The sequence below is a fragment of the Sphingobium salicis subsp. salicis genome (assembly GCF_049472635.1).
Lineage (GTDB): Bacteria > Pseudomonadota > Alphaproteobacteria > Sphingomonadales > Sphingomonadaceae > Sphingobium > Sphingobium yanoikuyae_A.
Genome location: NZ_JAYRCS010000001.1, coordinates 3690578 through 3704969, shown reverse-complemented (window position 1 = coordinate 3704969; position 14392 = coordinate 3690578). Strand labels below are relative to the sequence as shown.

Sequence of the window (14392 nt, the reverse complement as noted above, 5' to 3'; positions counted from 1 at the left end):
GCTATGGACGCGCCTTCGCGAGGCGCGGCCGAGCGGTCAGACCCAAGCTGATTTTGATTAGAAGGTAGGATAAAATGGCTAAGGCTAAGTTTGAGCGGAATAAGCCGCACTGCAACATCGGCACCATCGGTCACGTTGACCATGGTAAGACCTCGCTGACCGCGGCGATCACCAAGGTTCTCGCCGAAACCGGCGGTGCGACCTTCACCTCGTACGACAACATCGACAAGGCTCCCGAAGAGCGCGAGCGCGGCATCACCATCTCGACCGCCCACGTCGAGTATGAGACCGAAGCCCGTCACTACGCTCACGTCGACTGCCCGGGTCACGCTGACTACGTCAAGAACATGATCACCGGTGCCGCCCAGATGGACGGCGCGATCCTGGTCGTTTCGGCCACCGACGGCCCGATGCCGCAGACCCGTGAGCACATCCTGCTCGCCAAGCAGGTCGGCGTTCCCCAGCTGGTCGTGTTCATGAACAAGGTCGACCTGGTCGACGACGCTGAAATCCTCGAGCTGGTCGAGCTGGAAATCCGCGAGCTGCTGAGCTCGTACGACTTCGACGGCGACAACATCCCCGTCATCGCCGGTTCGGCTGTCGCTGCCCTGCAGGACAAGACCCCGGAAATCGGCCACGACGCCGTTCTGAAGCTGATGGCTGCCGTCGACAGCTGGATCCCGCAGCCCGACCGTCCGGTCGACAAGCCCTTCCTGATGCCGATCGAAGACGTGTTCTCGATCTCGGGTCGTGGTACCGTCGTGACCGGCCGCGTCGAAACCGGCATCGTCAAGGTTGGTGAAGAAGTCGAAATCGTCGGCATCAAGCCCACCAAGAAGACCACCGTCACCGGCGTCGAAATGTTCCGCAAGCTGCTCGACCAGGGTCAGGCCGGCGACAACATCGGTGCGCTGATCCGTGGCGTGGGCCGTGAAGAAGTTGAGCGTGGTCAGGTTCTGGCCAAGCCCGGTTCGGTCACCCCGCACACCGAATTCGACGCCGAAGTCTACGTGCTGTCGAAGGAAGAAGGCGGCCGTCACACCCCGTTCTTCGCGAACTATCGTCCGCAGTTCTACTTCCGCACCACCGACGTGACCGGCGAAGTGATCCTCCCCGAGGGCACTGAGATGGTCATGCCTGGCGACAACGTGAAGCTCGGCGTCAAGCTGATCGCTCCGATCGCCATGGACTCGGGTCTGCGCTTCGCAATCCGTGAAGGCGGTCGTACCGTCGGCGCAGGGGTTGTCGGCACGATCTCGAAGTAATATAGGACCGCAGCGGCGCGAATCGCCCGATTCGCGCCGCTGAAGTTTTTTACCCGCCCCGGATCGCCTTTCTCCGGCTCGCATGAGCTAGAAGGGCAAAACGGGGCGGATATTTTTTTGTTGGCGTGTTTTTGTAAATCAACGGCTGCTCCGGCTGATTCATGAAAATGCGCTGGTTATTGGCTCTTTCGCATCGGTACAGGAACAATGGACAGCAACATCCGCATTCGCCTCAAGGCGTTCGATCATCGCGTGCTCGATCAGGCGACCGGCGACATCGCCGAAACCGCCCGCCGCACCGGCGCCCTCATTCGCGGTCCGATTCCTCTTCCGACGCGCATCGAAAAGTTCACGGTCAACCGTGGTCCGCACATCGACAAGAAGTCGCGCGAGCAGTTCGAAGTCCGCACCTACAAGCGTATGCTTGACATTGTGCAGCCGACGCCGCAGACGGTCGACGCGCTGATGAAGCTGGACCTGGCTGCCGGCGTGAACGTCGAAATCAAGCTGGCCTAAGGTCGGCAAGTCCCCGCCTTCCGCAAGGTAGGCGGGGTATCGGGTATTCTGTTCCTCTTCTCTGGAGAGGCGGAGGCTCAAACGACACAAGGGATACCGCACGGCCCGCCGGTGAACCGGCCAAGGCGCGTGGTCCTGGTCCCCCGTCGCCTTTCCCGAGAGGGGTCGGCATCCAACCCGGACGGGGTGATCTATACATTGGGTTGGGCCGCGAAGCAGAGATGCTGAGCGGTTTTTTCGTTGGATACGCCCGCTGCTATGGCGGGCCTCTATGGGAGTAATCAGTGATGCGCACTGGCGTGATCGCTAAGAAAGTCGGGATGACCCGCCTGTTCCAGGACGACGGACGTCATGTCCCCGTCACGGTCCTCAGCCTTGAGGGTACGCAGGTCGTCGCACGTAAGGAAGTCGAGCGCGACGGTTATGTCGCCCTTCAGCTGGGCGCTGGCGTTGCCAAGGCCAAGAATGTCGCCAAGCCGCAGCGCGGTCACTTCGCCAAGGCGGAAGTTGAACCCAAGGCGCGTCTGGTCGAATTCCGCGTCGCCGAGGATGCGCTCCTCGACGTCGGCGCCGAAATCGCCGCTGACCACTTCGTCGCTGGCCAGCTGGTCGACGTTGCCGGTCACACCCAGGGTAAGGGCTTTGCCGGTGCTATGAAGCGCTGGGGCTTCGGCGGTATGCGCGCCACCCACGGCGTGTCGATCAGCCACCGTGCGCATGGTTCGACCGGTAACCGTCAGGATCCGGGCCGCGTCTTCAAGAACAAGAAGATGGCCGGCCACATGGGTGATCGTGAGCGGACCCAGCAGAATCTCGAGATCGTCCGCACGGACGTCGAGCGTGGTCTGCTGTTCGTCAAGGGTTCGGTTCCGGGCGCCAAGGGCACCTGGCTGACCGTCAGCGACGCCGTGAAGGTTCCCCGTCACGCCGACGCGCCCTATCCCGCCAGCCTGAAGCAGGCTGCAAACAGCAATGCCGCGCCGGCCGAGACGCCCGCGGAAGCGGCCGCTCCCGAAGCGACCGAAGGCCAGGAGGGTTAAACCATGAAGGTCAATGTACAGACCCTCGACGCCGCAGCTGCCGGTGAGCTGGAGCTCAACGATGCCATTTTCGGCCTCGAGCCCCGCGCCGACATTCTGCACCGCGTCGTCACCTGGCAGCTCGAAAAGCGTCGTGGCACTGCCCGCGGCACGCGCGAGCGTTCGGATGTCGCTCGCACCGGCAAGAAGTTCGGTCGCCAGAAGGGCGGCGGTACCGCTCGTCACGGCGATCGCCGCGCTCCCGTCTTCATCGGCGGTGGTAAGGCTCACGGTGCCCGCGTTCGCGACTTCAACCCCTCGCTGAACAAGAAGGTTCGCGCGCTGGGTCTGAAGATGGCGCTGTCGTCGAAGGTCAAGGATGGTTCGCTGATCATTCTCGACAATCTCGACGTTGCCGAAGGCAAGACCAAGGCGCTGGTCGCCAACCTGGCCAAGCTGAACCTGAACAAGGTTCTGTTCATCGACGGCGACGCCGTGAACGTCAGTTTCGCCAAGGCTTCGGCCAACATCGTCGGCGTCAACCTGCTGCCGGCCGTTGGTGCCAACGTCTACGACATCCTGAAGGCCGACTCGCTGGTGCTCACCCGCGCCGCGGTCGAAAAGCTGGAGGCCCGTTTCAATGGCTAAGAAAGAAGCCGCGACCGTGGACAACCGTCACTTCGACGTCGTTGTCGCGCCGGTCATCACCGAGAAGTCGACCCTTCTCTCGGAAAACAACGCCGTTGTTTTCCAGGTCGCCAACGACGCATCGAAGCCTGAGATCAAGGCTGCCGTCGAGGCGCTGTTCGGCGTGACCGTCAAGGCGGTCAACACGCTGGTGCAGAAGGGCAAGGTCAAGCGCTGGAAGGGCAAGCCCTACAAGCGCAACGACGTGAAGAAGGCGATCGTCACGCTGGCCGAAGGTCAGTCCATCGACGTCACCACCGGTATTTGAGGCGAGATAGATGGCACTCAAGCACTATAATCCGACGAGCCCGGCCCAGCGCGGCCTGATCCTCGTCGACAAGTCGAGCCTGCACAAGGGCAAGCCCGTCAAGGCGCTGACCGAAGGCAAGCGCAAGACCGGTGGTCGTAACAACAAGGGCCATGTCACTTCGCGTGGTATCGGTGGCGGTCACAAGCAGCGCTATCGTATCATCGACTTCAAGCGTCGCCTGTGGGACGTTGAAGGTACGGTCGAGCGTCTGGAATATGACCCCAACCGCACCGCCTTCATCGCGCTGGTCAACTATCCCGACGGCACGCAGGCGTACATCATTGCGCCGCAGCGTCTGGCGCCCGGTGACAAGGTCATCGCGGGCAAGAAGACCGACGTGAAGCCGGGCAATGCGATGGAACTGGGTCAGATGCCGGTCGGCACGATCATCCACAACATCGAGATGAAGCCGGGCAAGGGCGCGCAGCTTTGCCGTTCGGCAGGCACCTATGCCCAGCTGGTCGGTCGCGACCGTGGCATGGTCATGGTGCGTCTGTCGTCGGGTGAGCAGCGCTACATCCGTTCGGACTGCATGGGCACCGTTGGCGCCGTGTCGAACCCCGACAATGGCAACACCAACCTTGCCAAGGCTGGCCGCAACCGTTGGAACGGCATCCGTCCTCTGACGCGCGGTGTTGCGAAGAACCCGGTCGATCACCCGCATGGTGGTGGTGAAGGCCGGACCTCGGGCGGCCGTCACCCGGTCACCCCGTGGGGCAAGCCGACCAAGGGTGCGCGCACCCGTCACAACAAGGCAACGGACAAGTTCATCATCCGTAGCCGCCACGCGAAGAAGAAGAGGTAAGCGAGATGGCTCGTTCCGTCTGGAAAGGTCCGTTCGTGGACCTCAGCCTTCTGAAGAAGGCGGAAGTCGCGCAGGAAAGCAATGGCCGCTCGGGTCCGATCAAGACCTGGTCGCGCCGTTCGACCATCCTGCCGCAGTTCGTTGGCCTGACGTTCAACGTCTATAACGGCCGCAAGCATGTTCCGGTTCTCGTGAACGAGGATATGGTGGGTCACAAGCTGGGCGAATTCGCTCCGACCCGCTTCTTCCCCGGTCACGCTGCCGACAAGAAGGGCAAGCGCTAATGAGCAAGGAAAAGGCTCCCCGTCGCGTCGCCGACAATGAAGCGCTCGCCGTCGGCACGCAGATCCGTGGTTCGGCCCAGAAGCTGAACCTGGTCGCCACGCTGATCCGCGGCCGCAAGGTCGAGGACGCGCTCAACATCCTCGCCTTCTCGAAGAAGGCGATGGCTGTCGACGTGCGCAAGGTGCTGGCTTCGGCCATCGCCAATGCGGAAAACAACCACAATCTGGACGTCGACGCCCTGGTCGTCGCGGAAGCATCGGTGGGCAAGAGCTTCACCCTGAAGCGCTTCCACGCTCGCGGCCGCGGCAAGTCGACCCGGATCCTCAAGCCCTTCAGCCGCGTGCGCATCGTCGTGCGTGAAGCTGGCGAAGAAGCGGAGGCGTAAGCACATGGGTCACAAGAGCAACCCGATCGGTCTGCGTCTGCAGATCAACCGTACCTGGGACAGCCGCTGGTTCGCCGAAGGCGCCGACTATGGTCGCCTGCTGCTGGAAGATCTCAAGATCCGCCAGTACATCATGAAGAACCTGCCGCAGGCCGCGATCTCGAAGGTCGTGATCGAGCGTCCGGCCAAGCTGTGCCGCGTGTCGATCTACGCTGCCCGTCCCGGTGTCATCATCGGCAAGAAGGGTGCAGACATCGAAAAGCTTCGCAAGAAGCTGGGTGCCTTCACCTCGTCGGACGTGTCGCTGAACATCGTCGAAATCCGCAAGCCGGAAATCGATTCGAAGCTCGTCGCACAGGGCATCGCTGACCAGCTGGAACGCCGCGTTGCCTTCCGTCGCGCCATGAAGCGTGCGGTGCAGTCGGCTCTTCGTCTGGGCGCCGAAGGCATCAAGATCACCTGCGGCGGCCGTCTGGGCGGCGCGGAGATCGCGCGTGTCGAATGGTATCGTGAAGGCCGCGTTCCGCTGCACACCCTGCGTGCGAACGTCGACTATGCCGAAGCCACGGCGCACACCGCCTATGGCGTTTGCGGCATCAAGGTCTGGATCTTCAAGGGCGAGATCCTCGGCCATGATCCGATGGCTACCGACCGGCTGATGCTGGAGGCTCAGACCTCCGGCGTGCGCCCGGCGCGCTGAGAATAAGAAGGTAATAGCGTCATGCTGCAACCGAAGAAGATGAAGTTCCGCAAGACCTTCAAGGGTCGGATCAAGGGCGATGCGAAGGGCGGCACTGCGCTGAACTTCGGCGCCTATGGTCTCAAGGCTCTGGAGCCCGAGCGGATCACCGCGCGCCAGATCGAAGCGGCTCGCCGCGCGATCCAGCGCCACCTGCGCCGTCAGGGTCGTCTGTGGATCCGCGTGTTCCCCGACGTTCCGGTCACCAAGAAGCCGGCTGAAGTCCGCCAGGGCAAGGGCAAGGGTTCGGTCGAATATTGGGCGGCTCGCGTCGCTCCCGGCCGTATCCTGTTCGAACTGGACGGCGTTCCCGGTCCGCTCGCAGCAGAGGCCTTCTCGCGCGCCGCGATGAAGCTGCCCATCAAGACGAAGGTCGTTGCCCGCCTCGGCGACACCTCGCACCTGGAGGGTTAAGCTGTGGCCAACGTTGCAGACCTCAAGACCAAGTCGGACGACGAGCTGTCGACCGAGCTGAACAACCTGAAGCGCGAGCAGTTCAATCTGCGTTTCCAGGCGGCCACCAACCAGCTGGAAAAGCCCAGCCGCGTTCGTGAAGTCCGTCGTTCGATCGCGCAGATCAAGACCCTGCAGACCGAGCGTTCGCGCTCGGCCGCGAAGTAAAGGAAACACACGATGCCCAAGCGCGTGCTGACGGGAACGGTGGTTTCCGACAAGACCGACAAGACGGTGGTGGTTCGCGTGGAGCGCAAGGTTAAGCATGCGCTCTACGGCAAGATCATCCGCCGGTCGAAGAAGTACCATGCCCATGACGAGGGCAATGTCTACAAGGAAGGCGAAACGGTCCGTATCGAAGAGACCGCTCCGATTTCCAAGCTCAAGACCTGGAAGGTCATCGAGCGTGTGGACACCCACAAGTCGCCGGAATCGGCGGCCTAAGGGCAGTCACCGACTCTAGAGTCGAAAAAGTTCGGACGCGGGGCTGGCCTTTTCCTTCGGGGGGAGGTACAGGCCCGCGCTTCGTGCATTTCGATTCACCGGGTCGACTCACGAAATTCGGAACCGCCGGGATAGTCCCGGTAGGCCAAATAAGAAGGAACCGGATCCATGATCCAGATGCAATCCAATCTTGACGTCGCGGACAACAGCGGCGCCAAGCGCGTCCAGTGCATCAAGGTGCTGGGCGGCTCGAAGCGGCGTTTCGCCGGCGTGGGCGACATCATTGTCGTCTCCGTCAAGGAAGCTGCTCCGCGCGGTAAGGTGAAGAAGGGTGACGTGCATCGCGCCGTCATCGTGCGCACCGCCAAGGACGTGCGTCGCGCTGATGGCAGCGTGATTCGCTTCGACGGCAATGCCGCTGTGCTTATCAACAAGAACGAGGAGCCGATCGGCACCCGTATCTTTGGCCCGGTCGTTCGCGAGCTGCGTGCCAAGAAGCACATGAAGATCATCTCGCTCGCTCCCGAGGTGCTGTAATGAGCGCTGCTAAGATCAAGAAGGGCGACAAGGTCGTCGTCCTGGCTGGCAAGGACAAGGGCCGTACCGGCGCCGTCCTCCAGGTGATGCCCAAGGACGACAAGGTCCTGGTCGAAGGCATCAACGTGCATGCGAAGCATCGCAAGCCCGACCAGTCGAACCCGCAGGGTGGCATCGACCGCAAGCCGGCCCCGATGCACATTTCGAACGTCGCTGTCGCCGACAAGGATGGCAAGCCGACCCGCGTCCGTTTCGAGGACCGCGACGGCAAGAAGGTCCGCGTCGCCGTCAAGTCCGGTGAGGTGCTGTAATGGCCGACAAGTATATTCCGCGCTCGAAGTCGATCTACGACGACGCCATCGTGAAGGCGATGGTCGAGAAGTTCGGCTACAAGAATGTGATGGAAATCCCGAAGATCGAGAAGATCACGCTCAACATGGGCGTCGGTGAAGCCACGCAGGACAAGAAGAAGGTCACTTCGGCCGCCGAGGAAATGGAACTGATCGCCGGCCAGAAGCCGGTCATCACCAAGGCGAAGAAGTCGATCGCGCAGTTCAAGCTGCGTGAAGGCATGCCGATCGGTGCCAAGGTCACGCTGCGCCGCGAGCGCATGTATGAATTCCTTGATCGCCTGATCAACATTGCCCTGCCGCGCGTGCGCGACTTCCGTGGTCTCAACCCGAAGAGCTTCGACGGCCGTGGCAACTATGCCTTCGGCATCAAGGAGCAGATCATCTTCCCCGAGATCAACTATGACCGCATCGACAAGGTGCGTGGCATGGACATCATCGTGACCACCACGGCGAAGACTGACGACGAAGCGCGCGAACTGCTGCGCCTCTTCGGCTTCCCCTTCCCGATTGAAGAGAAGCAGGCGGCCTAACAGGCCCCGCTTCTCTCCCAACGCTTAAGCTAAGGAAGAGAACTTAAGTCATGGCGAAACTGAGTTCGATCAACAAGAACGAGCGCCGCAAGAAGCTGGTGAAGAAGTATGCCGGCCGCTATGCGAAGCTCAAGGCGATCGCAGCCGATACCGCTCTCGACGACACCGAGCGTCTGATTGCGCGTCTGAAGATGGCGGAAGTCCCCCGCAACGGCAACCCGACCCGCATTCGCAACCGCTGCGAACTGACGGGCCGCCCGCGCGCTTACTACCGCAAATTCCGTCTCTGCCGCGTGCAGCTGCGTGATCTGGCCAACAAGGGCCTGATCCCCGGCGTCACCAAGTCGAGCTGGTAAGGATCATTTGAGATGGCATTGACCGATCCCCTGGGTGATATGCTCACCCGCATCCGTAACGGGCAGCAGGCGAAGAAGGACAGCGTTGTGTCCCCCGCCAGCAAGCTCCGTGCCCGCGTGCTCGACGTGCTGCAGCGCGAAGGCTATATCCGTGGTTATTCCGAGGAAACCCTCGGCAATCACCCCGGCCTGCGCATCGAGCTGAAGTATTTCGAGGGCCAGCCTGCGATCAAGCATGTTGCCCGCGTGTCCAAGCCTGGTCGCCGCGTCTATTCCGGTTCCAAGGAACTGCCGGTGATCCGCAACGGCCTGGGCATCACCATTGTCTCGACGCCCAAGGGCGTTCTGTCCGACGCCGAAGCGCGTGAACAGAATGTCGGCGGCGAAGTGCTGGCGGAGGTGTTCTGATGAGCCGCACTGGCAAGAAGCCGGTCACCGTGCCTGCGGGCGTGACCGCGTCGATCGCTGACGGTCAGCTGTCGGTGAAGGGCCCCAAGGGCACCCTCGCCATGCCGCTGGCCGACGAAGTGACCTACACCGTCGAAGAAGGCAGCATCGCTGTAAAGCCCGCCAACAACGGTAAGCGCGCGCGCGCTTTCTGGGGCATGCAGCGTACCCTGATCCAGAACCTGATCACCGGCGTGACCCAGGGCTTCTCGAAGAAGCTGCTGATCACCGGTGTCGGCTACCGTGCGAACTCGCAGGGCAAGACCCTGAAGTTGCAGCTCGGCTACAGCCACGACGTCGATTTCGAGATTCCGGAAGGCATCGAGATCAAGACCCCGGATAACACCACGGTCGAGATCAGCGGCATCGACAAGCAGCAGGTAGGCCAGGTCGCCGCCGAGATCCGCCGCTGGCGCAAGCCCGAACCCTATAAGGGCAAGGGTATCAAGTACGCCGGCGAATTCATCTTCCGCAAGGAAGGGAAGAAGAAGTAAGATGGCTAAGCTTTCCCTCTTCGCGCGGCGTCGTCGCCGCGTTCGCACCGCGCTCAAGGCTGTTTCGGGCACCCGCCCGCGCCTCAGCGTCCATCGTTCGGGCCGTCACATCTACGCCCAGATCATCGACGACGTCGCCGGTACCACCGTCGCCGCCGCTTCGACCCTGGACAAGGATGTTGGCTCGAAGGCTCTGGGCAAGACCGGCGCCTCTTCCGAAGCCGCTGCCGATGTCGGCAAGCGCGTCGCTGCCGCTGCTACGGCGGCCGGCGTCACCAAGGTCGTGTTCGACCGCGGTGGCTTCCTGTTCCATGGCCGCGTCAAGGCGCTGGCCGATGCCGCCCGTGAAGGCGGGCTGGAGTTCTGATCATGGCTGACGAAAACACCAACGAAGTCGTCGCGCCCGTCGAGGGTGCCGAGGCTCAGACCGAAGGTCGTGGTCCCGGCCGTGGCCGTGGCCGTGGCGGTGACCGCAACCGTGGCGAGCGTGGCGGCCGTGGCCGTCGCGACGACCGCCGTGGCGGCAACCGTGACGAGGAACAGGGCGAAGAGCTGATCGAGAAGCTGGTTCACATCAACCGCGTCTCGAAGACCGTCAAGGGCGGTAAGCGCTTCGGTTTCGCTGCTCTGGTCGTCGTCGGCGACGGCAAGGGCCGCGCCGGTTTCGGTCATGGCAAGGCGCGCGAAGTGCCTGAAGCCATCAGCAAGGCGACCGCTTCGGCCAAGAAGGCCATGGTTCGCGTTCCGCTGAAGGAAGGCCGCACCCTGCACCATGACGGCCTCGGCCACTTCGGTGCTGGCAAGGTGACTGTCCGTTCGGCTCCGGCCGGTACCGGCATCATCGCCGGCGGTCCGATGCGCGCCGTGTTCGAAAGCCTCGGCGTCGCTGACGTCGTGACCAAGTCGAACGGCACCTCGAACCCCTACAACATGATCCGTGCGACCTTCGCGGCGCTGGGCGAGCAGACCAGCCCCAAGTCGGTGGCGCAGCGTCGTGGCAAGAAGGTCGCTGACCTTCTGCGTCGCGGTGGTGCCTCGGCCGAAGTCGCGCAGGCTGACGCCGAAGCGATTGCGGAGTAACTGACATGGCGAAGATCAAGATCAAGCAGATCGGTTCGCCGATCCGTCGCCCCGAAAGCCAGAAGAAGATTCTGATCGGCCTGGGCCTTGGCAAGATGCATCGCGTGGTCGAGCTGGAAGACACGGCGGAAGTCCGCGGTGCCATCAAGAAGCTCCCCCACATGGTGGAAGTGGTCGAGGGCTAAGCCTTTTCGATCCGACGAAATGAAGCGAAAGAGGGGGAAACCCCTCTTTCGTTTTTTCAGCGGAAGCGCTAACGGGCGCTTCCTTTAGATGATCCCGCACGGGATCGGCGCGACAAAAGCGAAAGCGAGTGCGAACATGAAACTGAACGAAATCAACGACAATGCCGGTGCCCGCAAGGGTCGTATGCGCGTCGGCCGCGGTATCGGCTCGGGCAAGGGCAAGACCGCCGGTCGCGGCCAGAAGGGTGCCAAGGCACGCTCGGGCGTCAGCATCAACGGCTTCGAGGGTGGCCAGATGCCGCTCCACATGCGCATCCCGAAGCGCGGCTTCAACAACATCTTCGCCAACGATTATGCGATCGTGAACCTGGGTGAAGTGCAGGCCGCGATCGACGCCGGCAAGCTGGACGCCGCTGCCGTCATCGACCATGCTGCGCTGAAGGCAGCCAACCTGGCCCGTGGTGGCAAGGATGGCGTCCGCGTTCTCGCCAAGGGCGAACTGACCGCCAAGGTCAGCTTCCTGGTCGCCGGTGCCTCGAAGAGCGCCGTCGAAGCGGTCGCCAAGGCCGGTGGCAAGCTGGACGTGATCGAAGTCGTCCCGGCAGCCGAGAAGGCCAAGGCGAAGAAGGGCACCGCCCTTGCCGCCAAGAAGGCCGCCAAGGCCTAAGTCTCGCCCGAGACTTGCAAGCACGGCCCCGCTGCCCGATATGGGTTGGCGGGGCTATGTGTATCGGGGGGAGCATATGTTCGTCGCAACGGCGGCAACTCCCGTTCGACATGGTCTTCCCGCCCCGCTAAGGGGGTAGCGATTCCGCCACGGAGCCCGACGGCTCCGGCAAGAATGATTTGAAGGGCAGCCACAATGGCATCGAGAGCCGACCAGCTCGCATCCAATCTCAGCCTCGCGAAGTTCAGCCAGGCGACCGACCTCAAGAAGCGCCTGTGGTTCACCCTCGGCGCGCTGATCGTCTTCCGCTTCCTCAGCTTCGTGCCGCTGCCGGGTATCGATCCCACCGCGCTCGCGGCCTGGTCGCAGAAGTCGGCCGGTGGCATCCTCGACATCTTCAACACCTTCTCGGGTGGTGCATTGTCGCGCGCGAGCCTCATCACGCTCGGCATCATGCCCTATATCACCGCGTCGATCGTGGTGCAGCTGGCCGCCTCCCTCTCGCCGCAGCTCGCGGCGATCAAGAAGGAAGGCGAGAGCGGCCGCAAGAAGCTGAACCAATATACCCGCTATGGCACCGTCGGCCTGACCGCCGTGCAGGGCTATGCCGCCGCCGCCAACTGGCAGGCGCAGGGCGTGGTCGTGGACCCCGGCATGCTGTTCGTCGTCTCGGCGATCATCTCGCTGATCGGCGGCACCATGTTCCTGCTGTGGCTGGGTGAGCAGATCACCTCGCGCGGCATCGGCAACGGCACCAGCCTGATCATCATGGCCGGTATCGTCGCGCAGCTGCCGGTGACGCTGAGCAACCTGTTCAAGTCGGGCAGCGAAGGCTCGATCTCGGGCCTGGTCATTTTCCTGGTCGTGGTGCTGGGCTTTGGTCTGATTGCCTTCATCTGCTTCATGGAACGGGCGCAGCGCCGGGTGCTGATCCAGTATCCCAAGCGCCAGACGCGCCAGGGGCTGATGCAGGCCGATCGCAGCCATCTGCCGCTGAAGGTCAACACCGCGGGCGTGATCCCGCCGATCTTCGCCAGCTCGCTTCTGCTGCTGCCGCTGACCATCTCGCAGTTCATGGGCGTGAAGGCGGACGATGACAGCCGCTGGAGCAGCATCGTGCTGACGATCAACCAGTATCTGTCGCACGGCAGCCCCTTCTACATGGCCCTTTATGGCCTGGGCATCGTCTTCTTCTGCTTCTTCTACACCGCCGTGGTGTTCAATCCGGAAGAGACGGCCGACAATCTGAAGCGCAATGGCGGCTTCATTCCGGGCATCCGTCCGGGCAAGAATACCGAGAATTATCTCGATTATGTCCTGACCCGGATCACCGTGATCGGTGCCGCTTACCTGGCCTTCATCTGTCTGGTGCCGGAGTTTGCCATCGCTCGGGCGGGAATTCCCTTCTACCTTGGTGGGACTAGCCTGCTGATCGTCGTCAATGTTACGGTCGATACCGTGACCCAGATCCAGAGCCATCTGCTTGCCCATCAATATGGGGATCTGATCAAGAAGGCGAAGCTGAAGGGCCGTCTGCGCTAAGGGGGCGCAGACAGGCAAGCGCAAGTACAAGGGGAGAATGCGCGCAATGAATATCATTCTGCTTGGTCCTCCGGGTGCCGGCAAGGGCACCCAGGCCACGCGGCTCGTCGACAGCCGTGGCATGGTTCAGCTGTCGACCGGCGACATGCTGCGGGCTGCGGTCAAGGCGGGGACTCCGGTCGGCCTGCAGGCCAAGGCGCTGATGGAATCGGGTTCGCTGGTGCCGGACGAGGTCGTCTCGGGCATCATCGGCGAAGCGCTTGATGCGTTGGCGGCCGATACCGGCGTGATCTTCGACGGCTATCCGCGGACCGAGGCCCAGGCCCATTCGCTCGATACCATCCTGGCCGATCGCGGCCGCACGCTCGATCATGTGATCGAGCTGGAAGTGGACGAGGATGCGCTGGTCGAGCGCATCACCGGTCGCTTCACCTGCGCGACCTGCGGCGAGGGCTATCATGATGCCTTCAAGCAGCCCAAGGTCGAGGGCACGTGCGACAAGTGCGGCGGGCACGAGTTCAAGCGTCGTCCGGACGACAATGAGGAAACGGTGCGCACCCGCATGGCCGAATATCGCGCCAAGACCGCACCGATCCTGCCGATCTACGAAGCGCGCGGCATCGTCAGCCGCGTCGACGGCATGGCCGACATGAACGATGTCAGCGGCGCGATCGTCGCCATCTTGGACGGCGTTCCGGCCTGAGCTATTCTCCCTCCCCGACGACAAGGCGGGGAGGGGACATGGCCTATCCAATCAGATCGATATTGACAGGCGCCGGCATGGCGCTGGCGGCCGCGCCCGGACAGGGTGGGGTGGTTGCCAGCAGCGATGCCGGCTTTGTCGTGCAGGCGAGCGTGGACGTGGCGGCGGCGCCCGACGCGGCCTATGCGCTGCTGGCAGAGCCGGGGCGCTGGTGGAACAGCGCCCACACCTATAGCGGCGATGCGCGCAACATGGTGCTGGAGCCGAAGGCCGGAGGCTGCTTCTGCGAGACCCTTCCCGACAAGAGCGGCAAAGGGGGCTCCGGCAGCATCGAACATGCGCGGGTCATCTATGCCGTGCCGGGCCAGCGATTGCGGCTGAGCGGCGCTCTGGGGCCACTACAGAGCGAAGCGGTGAACGGTGTGCTGGACTTCGCCATCGCGGCAGCACCGGGCGGCAGCCAGGTAACGCTGACCTATTCGGTGGGCGGTTACATGCGCGGTGGCCTGGCGCCGATTGCGCCGATCGTCGACACGGTGCTGGTAGAGCAGCTCGACGGGTATAAGCGGGCGGCCGACAGCAAGGGCTGA

General features: G+C 62.8%; 25 protein-coding genes. All 25 read left to right on the top strand.

Features of this window, described 5'->3' with window-relative positions; translation table 11 throughout:
* Positions 1–74 precede the first annotated feature (74 nt).
* The 25 genes from tuf to VHN57_RS17785 all read left to right on the top strand — a co-directional run bounded on the left by tuf (position 75) and on the right by VHN57_RS17785 (position 14392).
* Positions 75–1265, top strand: a complete 1191-nt coding sequence (gene tuf / locus VHN57_RS17905) for an elongation factor Tu (RefSeq protein WP_004208725.1) — start codon at positions 75–77, stop codon at positions 1263–1265.
* Between the two features lie 207 nt (positions 1266–1472).
* Positions 1473–1781, top strand: coding sequence for a 30S ribosomal protein S10 (gene rpsJ, locus VHN57_RS17900; protein WP_004208724.1), 309 nt, complete (start codon positions 1473–1475; stop codon positions 1779–1781).
* Between the two features lie 287 nt (positions 1782–2068).
* Positions 2069–2821 (top strand): 50S ribosomal protein L3, encoded by a 753-nt coding sequence (gene rplC, locus VHN57_RS17895; protein WP_004208723.1) that lies wholly within the window; start codon positions 2069–2071, stop codon positions 2819–2821.
* A gap of 3 nt (positions 2822–2824) precedes the next feature.
* On the top strand, positions 2825–3448 hold the full coding sequence (gene rplD / locus VHN57_RS17890; protein WP_278983604.1) for a 50S ribosomal protein L4: 624 nt from the start codon (positions 2825–2827) through the stop codon (positions 3446–3448).
* The gene (locus VHN57_RS17885) at positions 3441–3755 is read left to right on the top strand and encodes a 50S ribosomal protein L23 (RefSeq protein WP_004208721.1); all 315 of its coding nucleotides are present in this window, start codon (positions 3441–3443) and stop codon (positions 3753–3755) included. The genes rplD and VHN57_RS17885 overlap by 8 nt, the downstream gene beginning before the upstream one ends.
* Before the next feature lie 10 nt (positions 3756–3765).
* The gene (gene rplB, locus VHN57_RS17880) at positions 3766–4602 is read left to right on the top strand and encodes a 50S ribosomal protein L2 (RefSeq protein ID WP_004208720.1); all 837 of its coding nucleotides are present in this window, start codon (positions 3766–3768) and stop codon (positions 4600–4602) included.
* A 5-nt stretch (positions 4603–4607) separates the two neighbouring features.
* Entirely contained in the window at positions 4608–4886 is a 279-nt protein-coding gene (gene rpsS, locus VHN57_RS17875) for a 30S ribosomal protein S19 (protein WP_004208718.1), read from the top strand.
* The gene (gene rplV / locus VHN57_RS17870) at positions 4886–5272 is read left to right on the top strand and encodes a 50S ribosomal protein L22 (RefSeq protein ID WP_004208717.1); all 387 of its coding nucleotides are present in this window, start codon (positions 4886–4888) and stop codon (positions 5270–5272) included. The genes rpsS and rplV overlap by 1 nt, the downstream gene beginning before the upstream one ends.
* 4 nt (positions 5273–5276) lie before the next feature.
* Positions 5277–5972, top strand: coding sequence for a 30S ribosomal protein S3 (gene rpsC, locus VHN57_RS17865; protein ID WP_004208716.1), 696 nt, complete (start codon positions 5277–5279; stop codon positions 5970–5972).
* A gap of 21 nt (positions 5973–5993) precedes the next feature.
* Positions 5994–6425, top strand: a complete 432-nt coding sequence (rplP, locus tag VHN57_RS17860; protein WP_004208715.1) for a 50S ribosomal protein L16 — start codon at positions 5994–5996, stop codon at positions 6423–6425.
* A 3-nt stretch (positions 6426–6428) separates the two neighbouring features.
* A complete protein-coding gene (rpmC, locus tag VHN57_RS17855; RefSeq protein ID WP_004208714.1) occupies positions 6429–6632 on the top strand; it encodes a 50S ribosomal protein L29 in 204 nt (67 codons plus the stop codon).
* Positions 6633–6644: 12 nt separating this feature from the next.
* Positions 6645–6908 carry a 30S ribosomal protein S17 gene (rpsQ, locus tag VHN57_RS17850; RefSeq protein ID WP_004208713.1) on the top strand — a complete coding sequence of 88 codons (264 nt, stop codon included), beginning with the start codon at positions 6645–6647 and terminating at the stop codon, positions 6906–6908.
* 168 nt (positions 6909–7076) lie between these two features.
* Positions 7077–7445 carry a 50S ribosomal protein L14 gene (gene rplN, locus VHN57_RS17845; RefSeq protein WP_004208712.1) on the top strand — a complete coding sequence of 123 codons (369 nt, stop codon included), beginning with the start codon at positions 7077–7079 and terminating at the stop codon, positions 7443–7445.
* Positions 7445–7756 carry a 50S ribosomal protein L24 gene (gene rplX, locus VHN57_RS17840; protein ID WP_004208710.1) on the top strand — a complete coding sequence of 104 codons (312 nt, stop codon included), beginning with the start codon at positions 7445–7447 and terminating at the stop codon, positions 7754–7756. The genes rplN and rplX overlap by 1 nt, the downstream gene beginning before the upstream one ends.
* Positions 7756–8328 (top strand): 50S ribosomal protein L5, encoded by a 573-nt coding sequence (rplE, locus tag VHN57_RS17835; RefSeq protein WP_004208709.1) that lies wholly within the window; start codon positions 7756–7758, stop codon positions 8326–8328. The genes rplX and rplE overlap by 1 nt, the downstream gene beginning before the upstream one ends.
* Positions 8329–8378: 50 nt before the next feature.
* Positions 8379–8684: a 30S ribosomal protein S14 gene (gene rpsN / locus VHN57_RS17830; RefSeq protein WP_004208708.1), complete on the top strand. Its 306-nt coding sequence runs from the start codon at positions 8379–8381 to the stop codon at positions 8682–8684.
* Positions 8685–8696: 12 nt separating this feature from the next.
* The gene (rpsH, locus tag VHN57_RS17825; protein ID WP_004208707.1) at positions 8697–9092 is read left to right on the top strand and encodes a 30S ribosomal protein S8; all 396 of its coding nucleotides are present in this window, start codon (positions 8697–8699) and stop codon (positions 9090–9092) included.
* A complete protein-coding gene (gene rplF / locus VHN57_RS17820; protein WP_004208706.1) occupies positions 9092–9625 on the top strand; it encodes a 50S ribosomal protein L6 in 534 nt (177 codons plus the stop codon). Before rpsH ends, rplF begins: the two co-directional genes overlap by 1 nt.
* A 1-nt stretch (position 9626) precedes the next feature.
* Positions 9627–9992 carry a 50S ribosomal protein L18 gene (gene rplR, locus VHN57_RS17815; RefSeq protein WP_004208705.1) on the top strand — a complete coding sequence of 122 codons (366 nt, stop codon included), beginning with the start codon at positions 9627–9629 and terminating at the stop codon, positions 9990–9992.
* A 2-nt stretch (positions 9993–9994) separates the two neighbouring features.
* A complete protein-coding gene (gene rpsE, locus VHN57_RS17810) occupies positions 9995–10705 on the top strand; it encodes a 30S ribosomal protein S5 (RefSeq protein WP_004208704.1) in 711 nt (236 codons plus the stop codon).
* 5 nt (positions 10706–10710) lie between these two features.
* Positions 10711–10890, top strand: coding sequence for a 50S ribosomal protein L30 (gene rpmD, locus VHN57_RS17805; protein WP_010337294.1), 180 nt, complete (start codon positions 10711–10713; stop codon positions 10888–10890).
* Positions 10891–11026: 136 nt separating this feature from the next.
* Positions 11027–11557 (top strand): 50S ribosomal protein L15, encoded by a 531-nt coding sequence (gene rplO / locus VHN57_RS17800; protein ID WP_004208702.1) that lies wholly within the window; start codon positions 11027–11029, stop codon positions 11555–11557.
* Positions 11558–11752: 195 nt separating this feature from the next.
* Positions 11753–13099: a preprotein translocase subunit SecY gene (gene secY, locus VHN57_RS17795; RefSeq protein WP_125988488.1), complete on the top strand. Its 1347-nt coding sequence runs from the start codon at positions 11753–11755 to the stop codon at positions 13097–13099.
* Between the two features lie 46 nt (positions 13100–13145).
* Positions 13146–13802, top strand: coding sequence for an adenylate kinase (locus VHN57_RS17790; protein WP_099231028.1), 657 nt, complete (start codon positions 13146–13148; stop codon positions 13800–13802).
* A 38-nt stretch (positions 13803–13840) separates the two neighbouring features.
* Positions 13841–14392 (top strand): SRPBCC family protein, encoded by a 552-nt coding sequence (locus tag VHN57_RS17785; RefSeq protein WP_278983610.1) that lies wholly within the window; start codon positions 13841–13843, stop codon positions 14390–14392.

Bases quoted from the DNA above. Each gene is read 5' to 3' on its own strand.
- rpsE (WP_004208704.1), top strand. From the start codon at position 9,995: ATGGCTGACGAAAACACCAACGAAGTCGTCGCGCCCGTCGAGGGTGCC.
- rpmD (WP_010337294.1), top strand. From the start codon at position 10,711: ATGGCGAAGATCAAGATCAAGCAGATCGGTTCGCCGATCCGTCGCCCC.
- VHN57_RS17790 (WP_099231028.1), top strand. From the start codon at position 13,146: ATGAATATCATTCTGCTTGGTCCTCCGGGTGCCGGCAAGGGCACCCAG.
- rplE (WP_004208709.1), top strand. From the start codon at position 7,756: ATGGCCGACAAGTATATTCCGCGCTCGAAGTCGATCTACGACGACGCC.
- secY (WP_125988488.1), top strand. From the start codon at position 11,753: ATGGCATCGAGAGCCGACCAGCTCGCATCCAATCTCAGCCTCGCGAAG.
- rplX (WP_004208710.1), top strand. From the start codon at position 7,445: ATGAGCGCTGCTAAGATCAAGAAGGGCGACAAGGTCGTCGTCCTGGCT.
- VHN57_RS17785 (WP_278983610.1), top strand. From the start codon at position 13,841: ATGGCCTATCCAATCAGATCGATATTGACAGGCGCCGGCATGGCGCTG.
- rplO (WP_004208702.1), top strand. From the start codon at position 11,027: ATGAAACTGAACGAAATCAACGACAATGCCGGTGCCCGCAAGGGTCGT.
- rpsN (WP_004208708.1), top strand. From the start codon at position 8,379: ATGGCGAAACTGAGTTCGATCAACAAGAACGAGCGCCGCAAGAAGCTG.
- rplN (WP_004208712.1), top strand. From the start codon at position 7,077: ATGATCCAGATGCAATCCAATCTTGACGTCGCGGACAACAGCGGCGCC.
- rplF (WP_004208706.1), top strand. From the start codon at position 9,092: ATGAGCCGCACTGGCAAGAAGCCGGTCACCGTGCCTGCGGGCGTGACC.
- rpsQ (WP_004208713.1), top strand. From the start codon at position 6,645: ATGCCCAAGCGCGTGCTGACGGGAACGGTGGTTTCCGACAAGACCGAC.
- rpsS (WP_004208718.1), top strand. From the start codon at position 4,608: ATGGCTCGTTCCGTCTGGAAAGGTCCGTTCGTGGACCTCAGCCTTCTG.
- tuf (WP_004208725.1), top strand. From the start codon at position 75: ATGGCTAAGGCTAAGTTTGAGCGGAATAAGCCGCACTGCAACATCGGC.
- rplB (WP_004208720.1), top strand. From the start codon at position 3,766: ATGGCACTCAAGCACTATAATCCGACGAGCCCGGCCCAGCGCGGCCTG.
- rpsJ (WP_004208724.1), top strand. From the start codon at position 1,473: ATGGACAGCAACATCCGCATTCGCCTCAAGGCGTTCGATCATCGCGTG.
- rplC (WP_004208723.1), top strand. From the start codon at position 2,069: ATGCGCACTGGCGTGATCGCTAAGAAAGTCGGGATGACCCGCCTGTTC.
- rplV (WP_004208717.1), top strand. From the start codon at position 4,886: ATGAGCAAGGAAAAGGCTCCCCGTCGCGTCGCCGACAATGAAGCGCTC.
- rpsH (WP_004208707.1), top strand. From the start codon at position 8,697: ATGGCATTGACCGATCCCCTGGGTGATATGCTCACCCGCATCCGTAAC.
- rplP (WP_004208715.1), top strand. From the start codon at position 5,994: ATGCTGCAACCGAAGAAGATGAAGTTCCGCAAGACCTTCAAGGGTCGG.
- VHN57_RS17885 (WP_004208721.1), top strand. From the start codon at position 3,441: ATGGCTAAGAAAGAAGCCGCGACCGTGGACAACCGTCACTTCGACGTC.
- rplD (WP_278983604.1), top strand. From the start codon at position 2,825: ATGAAGGTCAATGTACAGACCCTCGACGCCGCAGCTGCCGGTGAGCTG.
- rplR (WP_004208705.1), top strand. From the start codon at position 9,627: ATGGCTAAGCTTTCCCTCTTCGCGCGGCGTCGTCGCCGCGTTCGCACC.
- rpsC (WP_004208716.1), top strand. From the start codon at position 5,277: ATGGGTCACAAGAGCAACCCGATCGGTCTGCGTCTGCAGATCAACCGT.